Genomic DNA, 21,381 nt, shown 5'->3' on the forward strand with positions numbered 1-21,381 from the left:
ACAACCAGCGCGCCGCCGGGGCTATTCCCGACGGCGCCGCAGTTCCCGACGACCCCGTTCCCGGCCACTCCGCGGTTCCTGACGGCGCTGCTCAGGACGCGAAGCCCGGGACGTGCCCGGACAGCCCCGCGGTGTGGGCGCGGTCGTAGACCTCCGCCACGGCAGCCAGCACCGCGGTGACGTCGTCCGGCGTGCTCGAGTGTCCCAGGGAGAAGCGCTGGGCACCGCGCGCGGTCTCCTCGGGCACCCCCATGGCCAGCAACACGTGGGATGCGCGCGGGACGCCCGCGTTGCACGCCGAGCCCGTGGACAGCGCGACCCCCGCGGCGTCGAAGAGGAAGAGCATGGAATCGCCCTCGCACCCGGGGAACGTGAAGTGCGCGTTGCCCGGCAGCCGCGTGGGGTGCGCCCACTCGTCCTCGGGTGCGCCGGGCTCGGGCCCGCGCAGCACGGCCTGCGGGACCCGTTCGCGGATCCCCGCCACGAGGGTGTCGCGCAATCGTGCACGACGCACGAACTCGGCGTGCGCATCACGCTGGGCGGCGTGCACTGCGGCACCGAACGCGGCCGCCCCCGCGGCGTTGACCGTGCCGGAACGCACGCTGCGCTCCTGGCCCCCGCCGAAACTCGTGGCGGCCAACGTCACCGTGCGGGGGGCGTACAGCGCGCCCACACCCATCGGACCGCCGAGCTTGTGTGCGGACACCGCAAGAGTACTGATCCCGGGCAAGTGCGCGTCCACGGGCACCGCGCAGAACGCCTGCACGGCGTCCACGTGGAAGGACACCCCCGCCCGGTCGCACAGGGCCGCGAGCTCCGCGATCGGTTGCACCGTGCCGACCTCGTTGTTGGCCCACATCACGGTCACCAGGGCCAGCTCGTCTCCGCGACGGTCGAGCAACTCCCGCAGGTCGTCGGGGTCCACCCGGCCGTCGGCATCGACCTCGAGCCACGCGAGCTCGGCGCCCTCGTGCGCGGCGAGCCACTCGGCCGCCTCGGATACCGCGTGGTGTTCCACGGTGGACAGCGCGATCACGGTGCGACGCGAATCCGCGTCCCGGGCCGCCCGGAACAGCCCGAGCACGGCCATGTTGTCCGCTTCCGTCCCGCCGGATGTGAGGATGATCTCCACCGGTTCCGCGTTCAACGCGGCGGCCACGCTGTCCCGCCCGGTCTCCAGGGCCATGCGCGCAGAGCGCCCACCCGAGTGCAGGGACGCGGGGTTGCCGCCGCGTTGGGCCTGCGCCACGTAGGCCTCGACGGCCTCGGGCAGCATGTCGGTCGTGGCGGCGTGATCCATGTAGACGCGCGGTGTGGGCATGGGTCCAATTCTAGGCGCGCCCACCGCGGCCCTCCCTCGGCCGCGCACCGCCGGTGCGACCTCCCCCAGCGCACCGCCGGTGAGACCCCCGGCTGCGTCGATACAACGCCCCGCGCCCCGCCGGTGCCGTGCCGCACGGACGCGCCTACACTCGCAGCCATGCTGCATTTCGTCTTCCACACCCCCGAGATCCCCGGCAACACGGGAAACGCCATCCGCCTCGCGGCCTGTACGGGCGCGCGCCTGCACCTCGTGGAGCCCCTGGGCTTCACGTTCGGGGACGCCCACCTGCGCCGGGCGGGATTGGACTACCACGATCTCGCGGTCATGGACGTGCACCCCAGCGTGGAAGCACTGTGGGACACGCTCGGGGACGCCCGGGTCCTCGCGTTCACGTCCCACTCGAGCACCCGCCACACGGACGTGACCTACCAGGACGGGGACGTTCTGCTCTTCGGCCGCGAGTCCACGGGGCTGCCCACCGATGTCCTCGAGGACGAGCACGTCACCGAACACGTCCGGATCCCCATGCTGCCCGGGCGCCGCTCCCTCAACCTCGCCAACTCCGCGTCCATCGCACTCTACGAGGCCTGGCGGCAGTTGGGCTTCCCCGACGGCGTGTGATCCCGCCACGACGACGGCGCTCGCCGGGTACCGTGCGTATGCACACCCTGCGAGCGCCGTCGTGAACGCCGTCGGCGCGGCCGGAGCCGCGGGCGCCTACTTGCCCGATTGCTCGGCGGCGTTGCCCACCCTGACCTTGGCCGTGTGCTCGTCCCCGCCGCGCCGGTAGGTGACCTCCGCCTCCGTCCCGGCCGCGAGTTCCCGCACGCCGGCGGTGAGGGCGTCCGCGTCCGTGATGCGCTTGCCGTTGAACTGCGTGATCACGTCGTTCGCGCGCAACCCGGTGTCCGCGGCCGGGGAGCCGTCCTGCACGCTGCGCACGAGGGCACCCGAGGAGAACTGCTCCGAGTTGCTCCCGGACGGCGTGTAGGCGGAGACGGACGCGCCCAGGTAGCCGTGCGTGGCCTTGCCGTCCTTGATGATCTCGTCCGCGACCCGCTTGGCCGTGTTGGACGGGATCGAGAATCCCACCCCGATGTTCCCCGAACTGGAGGAGTCGTTCGAGGAAGACCCCGCCGCCGAGGCGATCGCCACGTTGATGCCGATCACCTGACCGCTCGAGTTCACGAGCGCGCCGCCCGAGTTGCCGGGGTTGATCGCCGCGTCCGTCTGCAAGACGTTGAGGTAGACGCTCGACTTCGCGGACTGCGAGCCCGACTGCCCGTTGTCCGGGAAGTTGAAGAAGAAGTCCTGCCCGCCGCCCTGCTGGGAGTCCTCTGGGGTCTCCTGCGCCGCTGAGGAGGCGACGGCGATCGTCCGGTTGAGCGTGGAGACGATGCCGTCCGTGACGGTCCCGCTCAGTCCGAGCGGTGAGCCGATCGCGATCGCGGTGTCCCCCACGTTGAGCTTGCTCGAATCCCCGAATTCCGCGGGCGTAAGACCGCTCGGGTCCACCTTGATCACCGCGAGGTCCGATTCGGGGTCCGTGCCCACGAGGCTGGCCTTGCGCACGGAACCGTCCGAGGTCTGGACCTCCAGGTTGGCATCCGAGCTCGCGCCGTCCAGCGTGACCACGTGGGTGTTGGTGAGGATGTGTCCTTGATCGTCCAAGATCACACCGGACCCCGTCCCCGCACGGCCCCCGGCGGACGCGGAGATCGTCACCACGGACGGGGAGGCCTTGTGGGTGGCCCCCGTGATCTGGTTGACCGATTCCGTGTTGTTCACGATCACCGGGGAGCTGTTGCCCGCCGCGGACACGCCGTTGTTCTCGGCGAGGGCGCCGGTCCCCACCGCGGTCCCCGCACCGATCAGCCCTGCGAGCACCATCCCGGCGACCAGGGCACCTGCCGAGAACTTGCGCTTGGGCGTCGTGGCGGTCGCAGCACCACCGGCCGGTTGCGACGCCGCGGTGTAGCCGTCCTGACCACCGGAATAGGTGCCGTACTGGTAACCCCCGGTGGCGCCGGGGTGTTCGCCCGCGGGCGGGATGGGTTGGGTGTCCTGCGCGTGCCACGGCGAACCCTGGTCGGCGCCCTCCGTCCCGGAGCCGTACTGGCCGTACCGGGGCACGGGACGCTGGGGATCGCCGCCCGCACGGGGGTCATAGGAATCGGCCATGTTCTCTCCTTCAGGACTGTGACAGGACGTCGAGGGATCGTGTGTCTGGATGCGGATACCGGGACCCGCCCGGCGGCTTCCGGTGGCCCAGTATGCCCGGGCGTACTGAGCCGCGGCTGTGAGAACTGGCCGATTCCTGCACGTTGTCTGGCGATCTCCGGGACGCTCGCTGATCTCGTGACCGCATTGTCCGTTCAGCGTAGTCTGTGACTCGGACGACCATCATGTCCCGGGGACGATCCCCGGGCGGGCGTCCGCCGGGCTGAGATCGATTGGAACGAGGGTCATGAATCCACACACCGTTTGGCGCCGCGCTGTTTCCGCGACCGTACTCTCGGGAGTGTGCTTGTTCGCGGCGCCCGCCGCCCTGGCCGAGCCCCCTCAGCAGGTGGACCCCGGCACACGGATCGTGGATTCGGCCAACGTCCTGGGCAACACGTCGCAGTTGCAGGACGAGATCAACAGGGTCGCCAGCGAACACAACATCACGCTCTACGTGGTGTACGTGGACCGGTTCACGAACCCCACCGATCCCGGTCAGTGGGTCCAGGACTTCGCCCGGAACAATGGTTTCGGGACCAACGACGCCGTGCTCACCGTGGCCACCGAGACCCGCCAGGCGCGGTTCGTGGCCAACTCGGCGGGTCCCCTGTCCCGCTCGGACACCCAGGAGATCTACAACGAGAACATCGTCCCGGCCCTGCGCAACGGCAACTGGGACGCCGCCGCCCAGGGGGCCGTGAAGGGGATCGACTCGAAACTCGGCGGGGTGAGCCTGAACGGGGCCGGCGGTGTGGTCGGCGGGGTCGTGGTGCTCGGCGGGCTCGCGGCCGCGGGCGTGGGCGTCGCGTCGCTCATGCGCGGGCGGCGTCGTCGCGCGAATGCACCCCAGGCCCCGGAACCACACAACGGCAGCAGCGCGCCGCAGCGACAGCTCGTGCCCCTGCCCGAGCTGCACAAGCGCGCGGGTTCGGCGCTCGTGGAGGCGGACAACGCGATCCAGCACTCCGAGCAGGAACTCACCTTCGCGCAGCTGCAGTACGGCCGCGAGCAGACCCAGCCGTTCGAGCACGCACTCGCGCGGGCCAAGGAGCATATGCGCGCGTCCTTCGAGCTGCAGCAGAAGCTCGAGGACCACATCCCGGACACCGAGGCGGACCAGCGCGCGTGGCTCGGGGAAATCATCGAGCGCTCCAACCAGGCGCGCGGCTCCCTTGCGGAACAGGAACAGAACTTCTCGCAGTTGCGTCAACTCGAGACCCGCGCCCCCGAGGCGCTCGAGGACGTGCGCCACGCCGTGGCCGGTGTCCAGCCGCGCCTGCAGGACGCCGAGTCCTTGCTCGTCTCGCTGCACGCAACGTACGACGATGCCGCTCTGGCCCCCGTGCGGGACAACGGCGAGCAGGCACGCGAACGCCTCGAGTTCGCCGAATCCGCGATCGCCCAGGCCCAACAGCACCTGGACGCGGGACAGGTTTCCCAGGCCGTGCTCAACATCCGAGCCGCCGAGGAAGCGCAGGGCCAGGCCGAGGGTCTGATCACCTCGGTGGAGAACGCCCGCCGGGAACTGGCCAAGGCCGAGGAGTCCCTCAAGGACGCCGTGAGCATCGCCCAACGGGACGTCGCCGAGGCCGAGGGACTGGTCCAGCAGGGCTCCCGTCCCGAGCTCGCGGGTGCCGCCGCCGGGGTGCGCTCCGTGCTGCAGACCGTGACCCAGAACATGCGTTCCGGGCGCTACGACCCCATGGGCTCCGCCCGCCGGCTCGCGCAGGCCAAGGCCGAGCTCGACAAGGGCCTGGACGACGTCCGTAGCGCGAACGACCGCGCCCGCTCCGCGCGCGAGACCCTGTCCCACGCGCTCGTGAGCGCGCAGGCGAGCCTGACCACCGCGTCCGACTACGTGTGGGCGCGCCGCGGCGGTGTAGGCGCCCGCGCGCGCACGGAACTCGCGGAGGCCGAACGCCACCTGGAGATCGCGCAGCAACTGCAGAACTCTGATCCCGAGCGGGCACTCAACGAGGCCAACCAATCCATCCGCCTCGCGGACTCCGCACAGCGCTCCGCACAGACGGACGTGGACGAGTTCTACAACTCCCCCATGGGCTACGGCGGCATGGGTTACGGCCGGCGCAGTAACGGCCTCGGTGGTGCCATGCTCGGCGGGATCCTGCTGGGCGGGATCCTCAACGGCGGCATCGGCGGGGGCCACTACGGCGGCGGAGGCGGTGACTTCGGCGGCGGTTTCGGCGGCGGGGGCGGCGATTTCGGTGGCTTCGACGGCGGTGTGGGCGGGAACTTCTGACCCCCTCCGGGTGAGCGACGCACCCGCCGCCCCGTGACAGATTTCAGTTTTGTCCGAGATACGAGAAGAGGAGAACACCATGTCCAAACAGTCCATTTTCGGGCGGATCGCTCAGCTGGCCAAGGCGAACATCAACGCGATGATCGATTCCGCGGAGGACCCCCAGAAGATGCTGGATCAGATGGTCCGCGACTACACCGAGAACATCCGCGAGGCGGAGTCCGCCGTGGCCCAGACCATCGGTAACCTCCGCTTGCTCGAGAAGGACCACGCCGAGGACGTCCAGGAGGCCGCCCAGTGGGGTAACAAGGCACTGGCCGCGTCCAACAAGGCGGAGGAGTTCCGTTCGTCCGGCAAGGAGAGCGAGGCCCAGAAGTTCGACAACCTCGCCAAGGTCGCGCTGCAACGTCAGATCCAGTCCGAGAGCGAGGCCCGCGGGGTCGAACCCCAGATCGCGTCCCAGACCGAGGTCGTGGAGAAGCTCAAGGACGGGCTCAACACCATGCGCGGCAAGCTCCAGGAGCTCTCCGCCAAGCGTGACGAGCTGGCCGCTCGTCAGAAGACCGTCCAGGCCCAGGCCCAGGTGCAGGACTCCCTCAAGGCGTTCGACGTCATGGACCCCACGAGCGAGGTCTCCCGGTTCGAGGACAAGGTCCGCCGCGAGGAGGCTCGCGTGGCCGGCCAGCAAGAGCTCGCCGATTCCTCCCTGGACCGCCAGTTCGAGGCGCTCGAGGACATGGGTCAGCAAACCGAGATCGAGGCGCGGCTCGCGGCGCTCAAGGCCGGCAGCGCCACCACGGACGGCGAGAAGATTGTGTCCTCCGAGGAAGTCTGAGTCACTTCCGGGACTGCCGGTGCGGTGGCCGCAGCATTCAGGGCCTCATCCCGCGGCTGAGCAGACACCCCCGGCGTGAGCCGACGTGGAGCAAACGCGGCATCGCCTGCTGCGTTTGCTCCACTACTTGTCGCGAAGTAGCCCCGGACATGTGTCCGGACATGCCAGAAGCCCGGTTTCCTGGGAAACCGGGCTTCTTCGTGGTTGCGGGGGCAAGATTTGAACTTGCGACCTCTGGGTTATGAGCCCAGCGAGCTACCGAACTGCTCCACCCCGCGGCGATGTCCTCAACTATACGGAGGGTGAACGGATCGTGCAAATCGGGTGTCCCCCGGCGCGGATCCGCACGGGACAGCGCCCCGATGGCGAGGGGCGGGGAGGACAGGGGCGGCGACAAGGGGGACGGTGATGGCGAAGGGCGGTGACCGGGAAAACCCGATCACCGCCCTTCGGGCGTCTCCCCTGGATTACGGGGTGGCACCGTCCTGACGCATGGCCTCGTCGATGGCCTGCTTCAGCCGGTCCTGGGCCTCGCCGTACTGCGTCCAGTCACCGTCCCGGCGTGCCCGATCCGCTTCCTGCATGGCCTGGTTGGCGTTGTCCAGAGCCTGCTGCAGGGACGTGGAGCGCGGCGACGGGGTCCCGGAGGGCTGCGGCGAGGGGCTGGCCGACGCGCCGTCGTCCACCGCGCCGGTGCGCCCGTCGCCGCCCTGGGCGGCCTCCGCGGCCCGGTCGTTCACGCCGGCCCCGGTGTCCGTGGTGGCACCGGAGTTACCGCTGAAAACCTCATCCAGAGCGCCGTCGAGCGTGGGCGCGAATCCGACCTTCTCACCGAAGCCCACGAGGACGCGGCGCAGGGTGGGGTAGGCGGCATCGCCGGAGGACTGCACGTACACGGGCTGGACGTAGAGCATGCCCCCGCCCGCGGGCAGTGTCAGCAGGTTGCCGTTGATGACCTCGGACGCACCCTGACGCAGCAGGTTCAGCTCCTGGGACACATCCGTGTCCGAGTTGAACAGGTTCTGCGCCTGGCCCGGACCGGGCACCACCGAGGAGCGCGGCAGTTCGAGCAGCCTCAGCTTGCCGTAGTCCTCGCTCTTGACGCCGTCCTCACCCGTCCCGGCGTCCGCGTTGGCGGAGAGGTACCCGTACATCACGTTACGGGTGTTGCCGGACTCGTTTTGCTGCGGGATGAAGGACGAGGTGAGCGAGAAGTTCGCCTCGTCCTCACCCGGCATGCGCATGGAGAGGTAGTACGGCGGCTGCGGGACGTCCTGGTTCTGCTGGGTGGGGTCATTGGGCACGGACCACACGTCGTCGCTCGCGTAGAAGCTGTTCGCGTCCGTGACGTGGTAGCGGTTGAGCAGCTCACGCTGGACCTTGAACATGTCTTCGGGGTAGCGCACATGGGCCATGAGGTCCGCGGACATGTCCGAGTACGGCTTGAGCGTGTTCGGGAAGACCTTCTGCCACGACTTCAGGACGGGATCCTGGTCGTCCCACGCGTAGAGATCCACGGAACCGTCGTAGGCGTTGACCGTGGCCTTGACCGAGTTACGGATGTAGTTCACACGCTCGGGCGGCAACGCAGCGGCGGTGCCCTGCGCGGTCTGGGTGTCCTGGGTGGCGTCCTGGAGCACGGACGGCGTGGAGTACGGGTAGGACGCCGCCGTGGTGTAGGCGTCCACGATCCACACGACCTTGTTGTCCACGATCGCCGGGTACGGGTTGCCGTCCACCGTGAGGTAGGGGGCCACCTTCTCCACCCGCTCGCGCGGGTTGCGGTCGTAGAGGATCTGGGACTCCGGGCGCGCCGCGTCCGAGAGCAGCATGTCCGTGGACTGGAACTTGATGGAGTAGGACAGCTTGTTAAACCAGTTGCCCACGGTGGGGCCGCCGTTGCCGGCGAACGTGGTCTTGGCGTCCTGGGCGTCCCCGTCATTGGTCTGGGGGCGGTCCAGCTCGAGCGGCGGGTCCTCCGGGGAGCCACCCACGATCGAGTACTCGGGCGAGTTCTTCCCGAAGTAGATCCGCGGCTCGTAGTCGTTGGAGATCTCACCGCGGGACGGGATCCCGGCCTGCATGAATTGGGGCTTGCCGTCCGCCTGCACGCGGGAGCCGTACGCGGCCACCACGCCGTAGCCGTGGGTGTAGACCACCGACTGGTTGTACCAGCCCTGGATCTGGTCCGGGTTCAGTTCACGGGTCGCGATGACCGTGTCCTGGGTCTGCCCGTCGATCGTGTAGCGGTCCACGTTGAGCATGTCGGAGAACTGGTAGTACGGCCTGAACTGCTGCAGCTGGGCGAACGCGGAGGAGACCACGTTGGGGTCCAGCAGACGGATGTTGGAGGTGGTCTCCGTGTCCTGGCGCAGCGCACCCTGTTCGGTCTGGGTCGTGGCGTCGTACGGGGTGACCTCGGTGTTGTCCAGACCGTAGGCCTGCCGGGTCATGGTGATGTTGCGCTGGATGTACTCGTTCTCGAGCGCCTGCTCCGTGGGGGTCACCTGGAAGCGCTGGATGGCCCACGGGTAGAGCCCACCGGCCACCACGGCCACGACCACGAGCATCGCGGCACCGATCAGGGGCAGCTTCCAACGGCCGATGAACCCGGCCACCACGAACAGGATGGCTACCAGGACGGCGGCGATCGCCAGGATGCCCTTGGTGGGGATCACGGCGTTGACGTCGGTGTACAGCGCACCGGTCCACTTGCCCGAGTTGGAGGTCAGGGTCGCGTAGCGGTCCAGCCAGAAGTTCACGGCCTGCAGCGCGAGGAACGCGGCCACGATGGAGCCCAGGTGCACGCGGGCGGAACGGGTCGTGGCGATCCCGCGTTCATGGATGCGGATCCCGCCGTAGACGTAGTGCATGAGCAGCCCGGCCACACCGGCGAGCAGCAGGGCGGTGACCAGGAAGCCGATCAGCAGCCGCAGGAACGGGAGGGTGAACACGTAGAAGCCCAGGTCCAGGTCGAACTGGGGGTCGGTCTGCCCGAAGGGTTCCTGGTTGAGGAACAGCAGCACGGTCTGCCACTGGGACGTGATCGTGGAGGCGGCGAACAGCCCGAAGATCACCGGAACGGCCACCATGACGATCTTGCGCACGGGGTCCAGCGCCTGCTGGTACTTCTGCATGTTGTCGCTGACCTGGCCGGTGTCCCGGGGGCGGTTGCGGTACGCGAGCCACAGGCTCAGGAACATGAGCGTGGCCACGATCACGGCGGAGATGATGAACAGACCGATCATCGCGAGGTTACGGGTGACGAACACCCGCAGGTAGCCGAGCTGCTCGAACCAGAGGATGTTCGTGTAGACCTGGGTGAACCCCACGAACAGGGCGATGAGGACCACCACCGCGATCACCGTGGGCAACAGGGCCCCGTGTTTCTTGCGGCCCGCTGCGGACCCGCTGGATGGACGTGGGGATGTGGATCCGGCGGTCACTGAATACCTCTGAATTCCCTGGGCACGGATGATGATCTGTCAATGATCAGTGTCCACCCTATTGTGCTGGCCCCCGTCGCGGCATGCAATTTCACCGCCTCGGATGTCACCGGGTGCCGCAGGAAGGCAGCTCCACGACCGATCCGGACGCCGCTTTTTCGACCCCTTCCACAGCATCTCCCAGTGTCTTCACCTCGATCACCGTGAGACCATCCGGGATGTGCCCGGCCACCTCACCGCAATTGTCCGAGGGCGCCAGGAAGTACGTGGCACCGGACTCCGCTGCGCCCTGCAATTTCTGTCGGATCCCGCCGATGGGACCGACCTTCCCGTCCGCCGAGATCGTTCCGGTACCCGCGATGTGTTCGTCGCCCGCCATCGATCCGGGGGTCAGTTCCTCGATGATCCCCAGCGCGAACATCATCCCGGCGCTGGGTCCACCCACCTGGTCCAGTTGGAAGTCCACGTCCACGGGGAACTCGTATTTCGGTACGAGGTACACGCCGAGCTGCCACCGCTGCGAGTCCTCGTCCCGGGTCAGCTTCACGTGTTCGGTGACCGTCCTGCCGTCCCGGCGCACGACGACGTCCGCTCCCCGCTCCCCCGCGGCGTCGAGTTGCTCGCGCAACAGCTCGAGCGAGGTGACCTGCGTGCCGTTCACGGAGAGGATCCGGTCCCCGGCCCGCAGGACACCGCCCGCGGCGCCGCCGGGGATCACGGCGTGCACGGTCAGGGTGGTTGTGAAGGGCTTGCCCAGGTGGTTCAGCGCGGCCGCCACGGAGTCCTCCTGGGAGGTGACCATGGCCGCGGCGTTGGACTCGTCCACCTGCTGGCCCGTGGTGTCCGGCGGGTAAAGGGTGTCCTCCGGGATCACGGCATCGGAGGGATCCAACCAGCCCAGCAGCGCGTTGATGGAGTTGAGCCGCCCGGAGGGTCCGCCCGTGACGTACACGGTGGTCAGGTCCAACCGGCCGTCGCTCGGGTAGGTCGGGGCGCCCGTGATCTTGACGAGCTGCTTGTCGTCGTGGCTGCCCACGGTGTTGAACGTGGGTCCGGCGGATTCCACGACGTACGGCGCGGGCAGCACCACGCCCGCGAGCAGCAGCACCGTGGTCCCCGCGAGCGCGACCGACGGCAACGACCGGCGGCGGAGGAATCCGCGCCGCGCCCCCTTCTGCTCACCCGTCACGTCGCTTCCTCTCCACGGCCTCCAGGACCGTCCCAGCGTACTCGGCCCACCCTGGGAAGGTCCCGCGCACACCGTCTGGGGCGTACGTCGCACGCCCTCGTGGAAGGTTCGAAGACGCCGCACGGCCGGGGACGGCGGCGTCGCCCGCTCCCGGTGAACGGGCGCCCGGAGGGTACCTGAGCCATCAGCGAACTGGGGGCGCACGCGGTGGTTCGGGCCCGGGGCGGACGGCTAGGGTTTGAGCAGTCCTAGATCCTCCACGACGATTGGCGGTCCCATGCCTTCGAACCCTCCGTACGACGAGAACGGCGAGAACCCTAAGGACCCGTTCCAGGAGATGTTCGAGCGTCTGCTGGGCTCCGGGAACATGAAGCCCGGTGACATGCCGGCCGGTATGCCCATGGACCCGCAGGCCATGTCCATGATGTTCCAGCAGATCCAGTCCATGATGAGTTCGACCTCCTCGGGGGAGCCCATCAACTGGGAGCTCGCCAACCAGCACGCCCGTCAGGTGGCCGCGCAGAAGGGCGACGCGTCCGTCTCGGCGAAGCAGAAGGGCGCCGTGAACGACGCCATGAAGCTCGCGGACCTGTGGCTCACGGACAACACCGCGTTCGGCGAAGCCCCCGTGCTGCCGTCCGCGTGGGCGCGCGCCGAGTGGATCGAGGCCACGTGGGAGACCTGGAAGGAGATGACCACTCCGGTGGCCACCTCCGTGTCCAAGGCCATGTCCGACGCCCTGACCCAGCAGTTGCCCCCCGAGCTCTCCCAGGCCATGGGCGGGGCGGACCTGTCCGGGATGCTCTCCGGCGCGGGCTCCATGATGTTCGGGATGCAGCTGGGACAGGCCGTGGGTGCGCTCTCGTGCGAGGTGCTGTCCTCCACGGACGTGGGCATCCCCCTGGCCAAGGACCGCTGCGCGCTCGTGCCGTCCAACGTGGCCGAGTTCAGCGAGGGGCTGGACCTGCCGGCCTCGGACGTGATGCTGTACCTGGCCATCCGCGAGGCCGCCCACACGCGTTTGTTCCACGGTGTGCCGTGGTTGCGCCAGTACGTGCTGGACCTGATCACGGCGTTCGCGTCCGAGATCCACATCGACATGGACCGGATCGAGTCCATCGCCCAGGAACTCGACCCCTCCGACCCCTCGGGCATCCAGGACGCGCTGGCCTCCGGCGTGTTCAGCCCCGAGATGACCCCGCGCCAGGAGGCCACACTCGCCAAGCTCGAGACGGTCCTCGCGCTCGTGGAGGGTTGGGTCAACCGCGTCACCGTGGCCTCCACCGCCAACATCCCCTCCGCCGCCGCCCTCACCGAGATGATGGCCCGACGCCGCGCCGAGGGCGGGCCCGCCGAGCGCACCTTCGGTTCCCTCGTGGGTCTCGAACTGCGCCCCCGCCGATTGCGTGAGGCAGCGACCTTCTGGGGTTACGTGGAGGAACAGCGCGGGATCACCGAGCGCGACAGCCTCTGGGAGTCCCCCGAGCTGCTGCCCACCAACGAGGACCTCGACGATCCCCAGGGCTTCGAGGAGCGCCGCGGGCTGCTCACGGCCAGCGACGAGGAGATGGACGCCGCCCTGGAGAAGCTGCTGGCCGGCGGGTACGAGGACGGCCGGCAGGCCCCGGGGGGCGCGAGTTCCACCGGCCAGGCCTCTGCGGACGCGAAGCAGGGTGCGTCCGGGGAGACGTCGCCTGGACGCAAACCGGGTGAGAGCACGGGCACTGCCGGCGACGACGACCAGGACGATCCCGACACCACGCGGGACGAGGACTGATCGTGGGCGGCTGGGCCTCCGTGTAGTAGGCCCGTCGTACGGACTTCAGGGTTCGCGGCCGGGCCCGTGCGAACGGCCCGGGGCCACTCGCACCGAGACTCGTGCGGACCTCGTACCGGCCCGGCTCGCCGGACTGGCCCCTCGGGTGCCTCACTCCCGGCCCGTGACCTGCGCGGGGTTCCGCTCCGCCCACGCGACGCCGTCCAGGAACTGGGCGGCGTCGTGCGCCCTGGGGTGGCGCCGTGCCATCTCCCAGAACCGCTCGTTGTGGTGAGCCTCGAGCAGGTGCACGAGCTCGTGCAGCACCACGGTCTCCAGAACCCACTCGGGCGCGTCCGCGAGTCGCCGTGAGATCCGAATGGCACCCGTGGCGGGGGTCGCCGAGCCCCACAGTGTGTGCTGGCGGGCGGACCACGTGATGCTCGTGGGCCGGGCACGACCCTCCAGGTAGGTCCGGGACAGCCGCTGCGCCATCTCCTCCAGCGCCGTGTCGGAGTGCCGCGTGCGCGAGGCCGCCTCCGCCGCGCGCCGCTTGGCCACGACCCTGGGAACGAGAGTTGCACTCCAATGCGCGATCTGGGCACGGGTGGCCCGTTGCGGCACCGAGAGCACCACGGCGTCCCCGCTGAAGTGGGCGTTGACGGTCTTGGTGCGGCGGGCACTGCGCTTGACGACGATCTCCGGCATCTCCTCCGGTGGTTCGACGATTCTGGTTCGTGGTGGGGGCATGCCCCCAGTTCACCACCCCGCCCGGGCGGGGCACGAACCGGGACGCAGAAGGGGAGCACGGTGCCCGCGGCACCCGTCCTGTGGATTGCCCCGCGCCGGCCGCGGGAGCACCCCGCTTCGGCAACCCTGGTGCCATGACCCACCGTTGCCCAACCGCCCCCGAGGAACCCTGCGCTCCCCCGGCGCTCGACGAGCTGCGCGTTCTCGCGCTCGGGCTCGACCCCCTCACCGCCGCCGTGTGCCTCGCGCTCGCGGAGGCCGGGGTCTGCCTGCTCAACGTCCGGGATCCTGCACCCGTCGAGACCGCGGACGTCCGCCACGGCCCGTATCCCGCGGAGTTCCAGGGCCAGCCGCGTGAACTGGTGCTGAGGACCCTGCTGCGGCGCAGATCCCCGCGCTGCGCCCCGCTCAGCGCACCCGAGCTCTTCCCGTCGGCGGCAGTGCCCACCGCCGTGGTGCTCCACACGTGGTCCGTGCCCGGTGATCTCGTGGCGGACCTCGCCACGGCTCCCTCCCCGGACCTGGACCCGGCGCTGCCCACCCTGAGCGTGGTCCGCGACGGCGGGTCCGTGGTTGTCTGGCCCCTCACCGACTGGGCGCATCGCCCGTGCCGAGCCTGTGTGGCGAGTGCGGTCCGTGAAGCGCGACGCGCGTTCCGTGGGTCCCCATCCACGTCCGGCGAGCCTCTGCTTCCGCGTCAGGACGGGGCAGTGGCCGTGCTGACGCGCACGGTGGCCACCGGGGAGATCGCGGGTCGCCTGCTGTCCCACGTGCTGCGGGACGACGCCGCTCCGCGGGCGGCACCGTCTGACCCGCCACACGACGCTCCCCCGGACGTGCCACCTGCCGGCACCGAAACGGCGCCGTCCGGCCCACCGCCGGCCCGGCCCACCGCCGGAACGCAGTCACCTGACGGTCCGGAAGCGTGCCTCGTGCTGCGCCGGGGGCTGACGGTTCTGCCGTTGGCCCCGGATCCGAGGTGCCTGTGCTCCCTCGCGTTCACCGGGCTGTGAACCGTGCGTGCGGAGTGCGCCGTACCGCCCGTGCCCGCTCAGACGGAGTCGCGGTCCACCGTGAAGGCCCCCGCCGTGTCCGGGGGCGAGGGTGCGGGCTCGTCCCGCACCAGGGCGTTGATCACGGCCACGATGTGCCGGGCCGTGACCTCCGGGTCCAGCGCCACCATGGTCAGCGGAGGGTCGGCCAGCGCCGCCGCCGGGGAGTCGTTGACCCCCACGATCGCGAGGTCCGCGGGCGCTTTCCAGCCGAGCCGCCGCATCCCGCAGAGCACGGCGAGCGCGGCGGTGGTGTCGTGGGCGCACACCCCGGACGCCCCCGGGTGCCGTTCGCGCCACTGCAGCAGCACATCGGCCGCCCCGCGGGGATCCACAGGAAGGGGAAGAGCGCTCGGGCGAGGCAGGCCACGGGCCGCGCACTCGCGCTGCAGCACCTCGAAGCGCCACTGGGAGACGCCGTGCATGTGCTCCCCGCCCGTGACCGCATAGCCCAGGTGCGTATGGCCCGCGGCCACGAGCCGCTGCACCTGCACCCTGGCGATGTCCCGCTCACGGAGACCCGTGATCCACCGCCCCATGTCGTCCGAACCGGTCCAGGAGACGACGCCGCGCACGCCACTTCGACGCATGCGCTCGGCGTCGTCCTCCGCGAGGTCCCACGCGAGCACGGCGGCCGGCGTCACGGAGGACCAGACCCGGGCGGCGGGGCGGCGGGTCCACGCATGGATCACCATGGACAGCCCCACCTCGGAGAACAGCACCGAGAGCCGCTCCACGATCACCCCGATGTCCTCGGTGAGGGACCCCGCCGGCGGGAGGTATAGCAGCACGGAGGTGGAGCGGCCCCGGCCGAGCGCCCGCGCCTCCGCCGAGGGCGCGTAGGAGAGCTCCCGGGCGGCGTCGAGCACGCGGCGTCGGGTGCCCGCGGAGATGGACTGCGAGGGGGTGTCGTTGAGCACGAAGCTCACGGTGGTGCGGGAGACCCCGGCCAGCCGTGCCACGTCGGCGCTCGTGGCCCGCCGTGCGGGGGTGCGGTGCCGGTGCATGCTCGTGAGTTCTCCCTGGAGGTCGGTGGCCACATGGTAGCGAGTGGCCCACCGCCGCCGGGCCCTGATGGCCCACGAATGTGAGCTGTTACACTCGACAACCATCAAGCTAACACGCGTTAGTGTGCACCGGCACGGACCGCTGCCGACCCGGGCCCCTCCCGGCGCACGGCCTGCGTGCAGGGAACTGGAAGCGGCCACGTCGCCGCGAGGTTTCGGAGCCGGTACCCGTCGGGAACGCCGTCGGGCACCGGCTGCACCACCCGGATCCGACCGGTGCGCGAGACCGCAAGGAAGTTGGAGAACCACATGGACACTCAGGACGTCGACGTGATCATCATCGGTGCCGGGATCTCCGGCATCGGCGCCGCTCGGGAGCTCGCCGGCACCGGCCGCACCGTCCGCATCCTCGAGGCGCGCGAGGACATGGGCGGCACGTGGGACCTCTTCCGGTACCCGGGTATCCGCTCGGACTCGGACATGGCCACCTTCGGCTACCGCAGCCACCCCTGGACAGGAGAGCGCAGCCTGGCCACTGGGGACACCATCCTCGACTACGTCCACGCGGCGGCCGAGGAGGCCGACGTCACAAAGGACATCCGGTTCGGGCGGCGCGCTGAGCAGGCACGGTGGTCCTCCGAAACCCACACATGGACCGTCACGCACCGCGACGTCCACACGGGCGGGGCCGAGCAGCTCACCGGCCGGTGGCTGTTCATGGCCACGGGCTACTACCGCTACGACGAGGGCTTCACCCCCGACTGGCCCACGCTGTCCGAGTTCGAGGGGACCGTGGTTCACCCGCAGCACTGGCCGGAGGACCTGGACGTGGCGGGCCGTCGCGTGGTCGTGATCGGCAGCGGCGCCACCGCCGTGACCCTCGTGCCCGCGCTCACGGACCGCGGCGCTCACGTGAGCATGCTGCAGCGCTCCCCGTCCTACGTGGCCTCCGTGCCCGGCAGGGACGAGACTGGCATCAAGCTGCGCAAGTGGCTGCCGCCGCGCGTGGCCGGGGAGGCCAACCGCTGGCGCAACATCGTGCGCTCCATGGCCATCTACGAGTTCAGCCGACGCCGACCGCAGGCCATGCGGGACCTGCTGCACCGCGGGGCTGTGAAGCACCTGGGCCCCACCTTCCCGGTGGATGAGCACTTCACCCCCGAGTACGACCCGTGGGACCAGCGGCTGTGCGCGGCACCGGACGGCGACTTCTTCAAGGCTGTGCGCGGGGACCACGCCGAGGTGGTCACGGACACCATCGAACGCTTCACCGCGGACGGCATCCAGCTGCGCTCGGGCCGTCACCTCCCGGCGGACGTGATCGTCACCGCCACGGGGCTCAACGTGCAGTTTCTTGGGAACATGGATCTCGTGGTGGACGGGGAGACCGTGGATCCGGCCGCGCGCGTGAGCTACCGCGGCATGATGCTCGACGGCGTCCCCAACATGGCCTTCGCCATCGGGTACACGAACTCCTCGTGGACCCTGCGCGTGGACCTGATCACAGAGTACTTCCGGCGGCTGCTGGACCGCATGGACCGCGAGGGCGCCGTGGCCGTCACGCCCCGGTACTCCGGCCCCCGCACCGGGCTGCGCCCGCTCATCGACCTGGCCTCCGGCTACATCCAGCGTGGCGCGCACCTGCTGCCCCGCCAGGGCCGCGACGGGGCATGGAACGTGCGGCAGAACTACCTGCGGGACCGGGTGCTGTTCCGTCCGGGTGCCGAGAAGGACGAGCAACTCGAGTTCACGGTGCCCGCCCGCACCACCTCGGGGGTGGGCGCGTGAGCACGCAGATGTGGAACGGGCTGAGCTGGCGCGAGACCGGTGAGGGCGCCCCGGTGCTGCTGATCCACGGGATCGGACGCAGCCTGGCCGACTGGGACGAGCAGCACGAGCGTCTGGCCGCGCGGCACCGTGTGATCAGCGTGGACCTCCCCGGCTTCGGTGGCTCCGAGGTCCCCACCGAGGGCATGAGCCTCTCGAATCTCGCCGCCCGCGTGGCGGAGTTCGTGCGCGCCCAGGGCATTGCGCCGGCCCACGTGGCCGGCAACTCCCTGGGCGGGGCCGTGGCCATGCAGCTCACCGCCGACCACCCGGAACTCGTGCGCAGCCTGCTGCTCGTGGACTCCGCAGGATTCGGACGGGGCGTGAGCCCGGCCCTGCGGCTCGCGGCGCTGCCCGGGGTGGGCGAGCGTGCACTGGCACCGAGCCGCAAGGGTGCGCTGCGCTCCGAGCGGGCCATGTACCACGACCCCGCCCTGGCCACGCCCGAGCGCGTGGAACGCGGCTACGAGCTCGCGCAGCGCCCCGGCGGCTCCGAGGCCATGCTGCAGATGCTGCGCTCGATCGGCTCACTCGCGGGTGTGAAGCGGCCCTGGCGGCGCCGGCTGCTCCCTCGCGTGCGGGCCACCGGTGTTCCCGTGTTCATCATGTGGGGCGACAAGGACACCGTGCTGCCCTTCCGTCACCTCGCCCGCGGGGCGAAGGCCCTGGGGGCTCGCAGCCACCGGTTTCCCGACACCGGCCACGGGCCCATGATCGAGCGGCCCGACGAGTTCGCCCGCCTGGCCACCGAGTTCTGGGCGGGCGCGGAGCGCGGCTGACGACGCCGCACGGGCCGGTCCCGGTCCACGCTCACCCGCCGCGCTGCGACCACACAACGCGTCACCGGGTGGTGGTGCCGGTCCCGGCCGGGCCTCGGCCGCACCCGCTTAGCGGCCGCCGCGGCGTCGTGCCGGGGTGCGCGGCGCGGGGGGCAGCACGGCGTCGAGGAAACGGGACCGGGCCCGGTTGGGCCGACCGCCCGGGGTCCGGGACAGCGACCACGAGAGCACGAGGTGCTCCCGCGCGCGGGTGATCCCCACGTAGAGCAGCCGGCGCTCCTCGTCCATGGCATCCGGGGTGTCGGCGAAGCTGATGGGCATGAGTCCCTCGGAGAGCCCCACGAGGAACACGGCATCCCACTCCAAGCCCTTAGCCGAGTGCAGGGACGCGAGCGTGACCCCGTCCACCACCGGGGCCTCCTGGGTGGTCGCACGGCGTTCGATCTCCTGCGCGAAACCGGCGAGCGACAGCGTCTCGCCGTCCGCCACGGCGCGGCGGGCCATGGTGTCCGCGAGCGAGACGAGTGCACGCAGGGACTCCCACTTGGCGCGCGTGGCGCTGTCGGAGCGCGGGGCCCGCTCCGTGTAGCCGAGCGAACCGAGCATGTCCCGCACCTGCTGGGGGACGTCCGCGCGGTCCGCGCCCCCCGTGCGTGCGGCGGAACGGATCTGCACGATGGCCTGCCGGATCTCGGGCCGGTTGAAGAACCGTTCGGAGCCGCGCAGCTGGAAGCCGATGTTCGCATCCGCGAGTGCGGCTTCGAATGCCTGCGACTGGCCGTTGGTGCGGAACAGGACGGCGATCTCGTGCGGGGCCACGCCGTCGTCGATCAGGTCCTGGATCCGCACGGCCACGCCCGCGGCCTCGGCCTCGTCGTCCGGATACTCGTTCCACGCGGGCTCGGGGCCCGCGGGGCGCTGGGAGACCAGGCGCAGCGGTGTGGCCCACGTGTCCGGGGTGGACGTGAGGGACGGGCGGCGCGCGGCCAGCAGCCGGTTGGCGGTGTTGACCACCTGAGGGGTGGAGCGGTAGTCGCGGATCAGCTCCACCACGGACGCCCCGGGGTACCGGGACGGGAACTCCAGTAGGTGCCGGGACGTGGCGCCCGTGAAGGAGTAGATGGTCTGGGAGGCGTCCCCCACCACGCAGAGATCGTCCCGGGAGCCGAGCCACGCGTCCAGCAGCCGCTGCTGCAGGGGCGAGACGTCCTGGTACTCGTCCACCACGAACTGGCGGTACTGCGCGTGCACCGCCGCGGCGATCCGCTCGTCCTCCTCCAGGATCCCCACCGTGATCAGCAGGACGTCCTCGAAGTCGATCAGGTGTCGGTCCGCCTTGAGGTCCTCGTAGGACTGGTAGAGCCGCTGCATGGTGCGGACGTCGTAGCCCGCGGGCATGTCCCGCTGGCCCGCCGCCTGCGGATAGGTGTCCGGGGTGTGCATGGAGACCTTGGCCCACTCGATCTCGGCCGCGACGTCCCGGACGGTCGCCCGGTCCGTGGTCAGGCGCATGGCCTGGCCGGCCTCGGTGATCAGTCTCGCCTTGTGGTTCACGAGCCCCGGCGGGGGCCCACCCACGGCCTGCGGCCAGAAGTACTGCAGCTGGCGCAGGGCGGCAGAGTGGAAGGTCCGGGCCTGCACACCGGGAGCCCCGAGGGCCCGCAGCCGCTGGCGCATCTCATTGGCGGCGCGCGCGGTGAAGGTCAGGGCCAGGGTCTTCTGGGGGGTATAGACCCCCGAGGCGATGCCCCACGCGATGCGGTGGGTGATGGCCCGCGTCTTGCCGGTGCCCGCTCCAGCGCGCACGCACACCGGACCGTTCAGTGTGGTCGCGACCACGCGCTGCTCCGGGTCTAGGCCTCCGAGGATCCGCTCCTCGGCGCTCTCCTCCACGCTCACCAATCGGTCCCCGGGAGGTCCTCGCCCAGCCAGCTGACGATCAGCGCGTGCGCGATCGACACCCTCCCCGGCAGCGTGACCTCACCGGTGCGGGTGCTCGTGAGCAGCTGCTCGCGCGTGAACCACCGCACGTCCAGGATCTCCTCGCCGTCCGCCTCGGCCACCGATGTGTGGGCCACGGCGCGGAAGCCCAGCATCAGGGAGCGGGGGAACGGCCACGGCTGAGAGCCCTGGTACTGCACGGTGTCCACCGTGATCCCGGCCTCCTCGCGCACCTCGCGCACGACCGCTTGCTCGGCGGACTCCCCCGGCTCAACGAAGCCTGCGAACGTGGAGTACATGTTGCCGGCCCATGCCGCAGAGCGGCCCAGCAGGATGCGCTGCGAGGCCGGGTCCGGGCCGTCCTCGACCACCGCCACGATGACCGCTGGATCCGTGCGGGGGAAGTGCAGCGAGTCGTCCTCGGGGCAGCGCCGGGCCCACCCGGAGCGGATGCTCTGCGTGAGCGCCCCGCAGCGAGGACACCGCGGGTGGTCCCGGTGCCACAAGGCCACCGCCTGCGCCGTGACGAGCAACGACGTCTGCTCGGGGTCCACCACGGTGGCCAGCGTGCGCAGCCCCTCCCACCGGGCACCGTCGAGACCGGACAGCTGGGTGTCCACGGGGAAGGTGCGCAGGATCACCTGGGTGCCGTCCGCCAGGCGGCCCAGGTACACGTCCGGGCGGCCGGCATCGTCCGTGGGTCCCGGGACCTCCGCCACGAGCGGGAGGACCAGGGCGCCGTCGCGCGTGGGGGCCTGGGAGCCCCGCAGCACGAGCACCCGCGCGGTGGGCGAGGCGAGGGCCTCAGCCACGAGATCGCGGTGCTCCCGGGCGACCGCGTCCCGGTCGAAGGGGCGCCCGGCGAAGGGCAGCTGGGCGTCGTCGAGCAGGGGCGCGACGGCGCAGGGACGGTCCTGGGATGAGATCATCCGACCACTGTAGACCGGGGTCCGGACATCCTCACTGGCCGCGGTGGACAGCCCGCCCCGGGC

15 protein-coding genes and 1 tRNA gene are annotated in these 21,381 nt (G+C 70.5%); 7 read left to right on the forward strand and 9 right to left on the reverse strand.

Annotated elements, in window-relative coordinates; all coding sequences use genetic code 11:
* Nucleotides 1–91: 91 nt before the first annotated feature.
* Nucleotides 92–1,321 carry a cysteine desulfurase family protein gene (locus RF646_RS00165; protein WP_144930641.1) on the reverse strand — a complete coding sequence of 410 codons (1,230 nt, stop codon included), beginning with the start codon at nucleotides 1,319–1,321 and terminating at the stop codon, nucleotides 92–94.
* A gap of 159 nt (nucleotides 1,322–1,480) precedes the next feature.
* Between RF646_RS00165 and RF646_RS00170 the strand changes: the two genes are divergently transcribed.
* Nucleotides 1,481–1,945, forward strand: coding sequence for a tRNA (cytidine(34)-2'-O)-methyltransferase (locus tag RF646_RS00170; protein WP_368834883.1), 465 nt, complete (start codon nucleotides 1,481–1,483; stop codon nucleotides 1,943–1,945).
* Between the two features lie 96 nt (nucleotides 1,946–2,041).
* On the opposite strand, the gene RF646_RS00175 is transcribed toward RF646_RS00170, so the two are convergent.
* Nucleotides 2,042–3,505 (reverse strand): S1C family serine protease, encoded by a 1,464-nt coding sequence (locus RF646_RS00175; protein WP_368834884.1) that lies wholly within the window; start codon nucleotides 3,503–3,505, stop codon nucleotides 2,042–2,044.
* A 340-nt stretch (nucleotides 3,506–3,845) separates the two neighbouring features.
* Here RF646_RS00175 and RF646_RS00180 point away from each other — a divergent pair, with 340 nt between their 5' ends.
* Together RF646_RS00180 and RF646_RS00185 are read left to right on the forward strand one after the other, a co-directional pair.
* Nucleotides 3,846–5,807, forward strand: coding sequence for a TPM domain-containing protein (locus RF646_RS00180; protein ID WP_368835171.1), 1,962 nt, complete (start codon nucleotides 3,846–3,848; stop codon nucleotides 5,805–5,807).
* A gap of 79 nt (nucleotides 5,808–5,886) precedes the next feature.
* On the forward strand, nucleotides 5,887–6,642 hold the full coding sequence (locus tag RF646_RS00185; RefSeq protein ID WP_368834885.1) for a PspA/IM30 family protein: 756 nt from the start codon (nucleotides 5,887–5,889) through the stop codon (nucleotides 6,640–6,642).
* Between the two features lie 201 nt (nucleotides 6,643–6,843).
* On the opposite strand, the gene RF646_RS00190 is transcribed toward RF646_RS00185, so the two are convergent.
* The 3 genes from RF646_RS00190 to RF646_RS00200 all read right to left on the reverse strand — a co-directional run bounded on the left by RF646_RS00190 (nucleotide 6,844) and on the right by RF646_RS00200 (nucleotide 11,277).
* Nucleotides 6,844–6,920: transfer RNA gene (locus RF646_RS00190), tRNA-Met, on the reverse strand.
* Between the two features lie 189 nt (nucleotides 6,921–7,109).
* On the reverse strand, nucleotides 7,110–10,088 hold the full coding sequence (locus RF646_RS00195; protein WP_368834886.1) for a UPF0182 family protein: 2,979 nt from the start codon (nucleotides 10,086–10,088) through the stop codon (nucleotides 7,110–7,112).
* A gap of 106 nt (nucleotides 10,089–10,194) precedes the next feature.
* A complete protein-coding gene (locus RF646_RS00200; RefSeq protein WP_368834887.1) occupies nucleotides 10,195–11,277 on the reverse strand; it encodes a PDZ domain-containing protein in 1,083 nt (360 codons plus the stop codon).
* A 277-nt stretch (nucleotides 11,278–11,554) separates the two neighbouring features.
* Between RF646_RS00200 and RF646_RS00205 the strand changes: the two genes are divergently transcribed.
* On the forward strand, nucleotides 11,555–13,054 hold the full coding sequence (locus RF646_RS00205) for a zinc-dependent metalloprotease (protein ID WP_368834888.1): 1,500 nt from the start codon (nucleotides 11,555–11,557) through the stop codon (nucleotides 13,052–13,054).
* Between the two features lie 150 nt (nucleotides 13,055–13,204).
* On the opposite strand, the gene RF646_RS00210 is transcribed toward RF646_RS00205, so the two are convergent.
* Entirely contained in the window at nucleotides 13,205–13,741 is a 537-nt protein-coding gene (locus RF646_RS00210; RefSeq protein WP_368834889.1) for a M48 family metallopeptidase, read from the reverse strand.
* Between the two features lie 176 nt (nucleotides 13,742–13,917).
* On the opposite strand from RF646_RS00210, the gene RF646_RS00215 reads away from it, so the two are divergent.
* Entirely contained in the window at nucleotides 13,918–14,796 is an 879-nt protein-coding gene (locus RF646_RS00215; protein WP_085107653.1) for a hypothetical protein, read from the forward strand.
* A 38-nt stretch (nucleotides 14,797–14,834) separates the two neighbouring features.
* On the opposite strand, the gene RF646_RS00220 is transcribed toward RF646_RS00215, so the two are convergent.
* The gene (locus RF646_RS00220; RefSeq protein ID WP_368834890.1) at nucleotides 14,835–15,875 is read right to left on the reverse strand and encodes a LacI family DNA-binding transcriptional regulator; all 1,041 of its coding nucleotides are present in this window, start codon (nucleotides 15,873–15,875) and stop codon (nucleotides 14,835–14,837) included.
* A gap of 276 nt (nucleotides 15,876–16,151) precedes the next feature.
* On the opposite strand from RF646_RS00220, the gene RF646_RS00225 reads away from it, so the two are divergent.
* Both RF646_RS00225 and RF646_RS00230 read left to right on the forward strand, forming a co-directional pair.
* The gene (locus RF646_RS00225) at nucleotides 16,152–17,630 is read left to right on the forward strand and encodes a flavin-containing monooxygenase (RefSeq protein ID WP_368834891.1); all 1,479 of its coding nucleotides are present in this window, start codon (nucleotides 16,152–16,154) and stop codon (nucleotides 17,628–17,630) included.
* A complete protein-coding gene (locus RF646_RS00230) occupies nucleotides 17,627–18,448 on the forward strand; it encodes an alpha/beta fold hydrolase (protein WP_368834892.1) in 822 nt (273 codons plus the stop codon). Before RF646_RS00225 ends, RF646_RS00230 begins: the two co-directional genes overlap by 4 nt.
* Nucleotides 18,449–18,556: 108 nt before the next feature.
* On the opposite strand, the gene RF646_RS00235 is transcribed toward RF646_RS00230, so the two are convergent.
* Nucleotides 18,557–20,347, reverse strand: coding sequence for an ATP-dependent helicase (locus RF646_RS00235; protein ID WP_368834893.1), 1,791 nt, complete (start codon nucleotides 20,345–20,347; stop codon nucleotides 18,557–18,559).
* The gene (gene nudC, locus RF646_RS00240) at nucleotides 20,344–21,318 is read right to left on the reverse strand and encodes an NAD(+) diphosphatase (protein ID WP_368834894.1); all 975 of its coding nucleotides are present in this window, start codon (nucleotides 21,316–21,318) and stop codon (nucleotides 20,344–20,346) included. The genes RF646_RS00235 and nudC overlap by 4 nt, the downstream gene beginning before the upstream one ends.
* Nucleotides 21,319–21,381: the final 63 nt, after the last annotated feature.

The sequence above is a fragment of the Kocuria sp. CPCC 205261 genome (assembly GCF_040981025.1).
In the GTDB taxonomy this organism is placed as follows: Bacteria; Actinomycetota; Actinomycetes; order Actinomycetales; family Micrococcaceae; genus Kocuria; species Kocuria marina.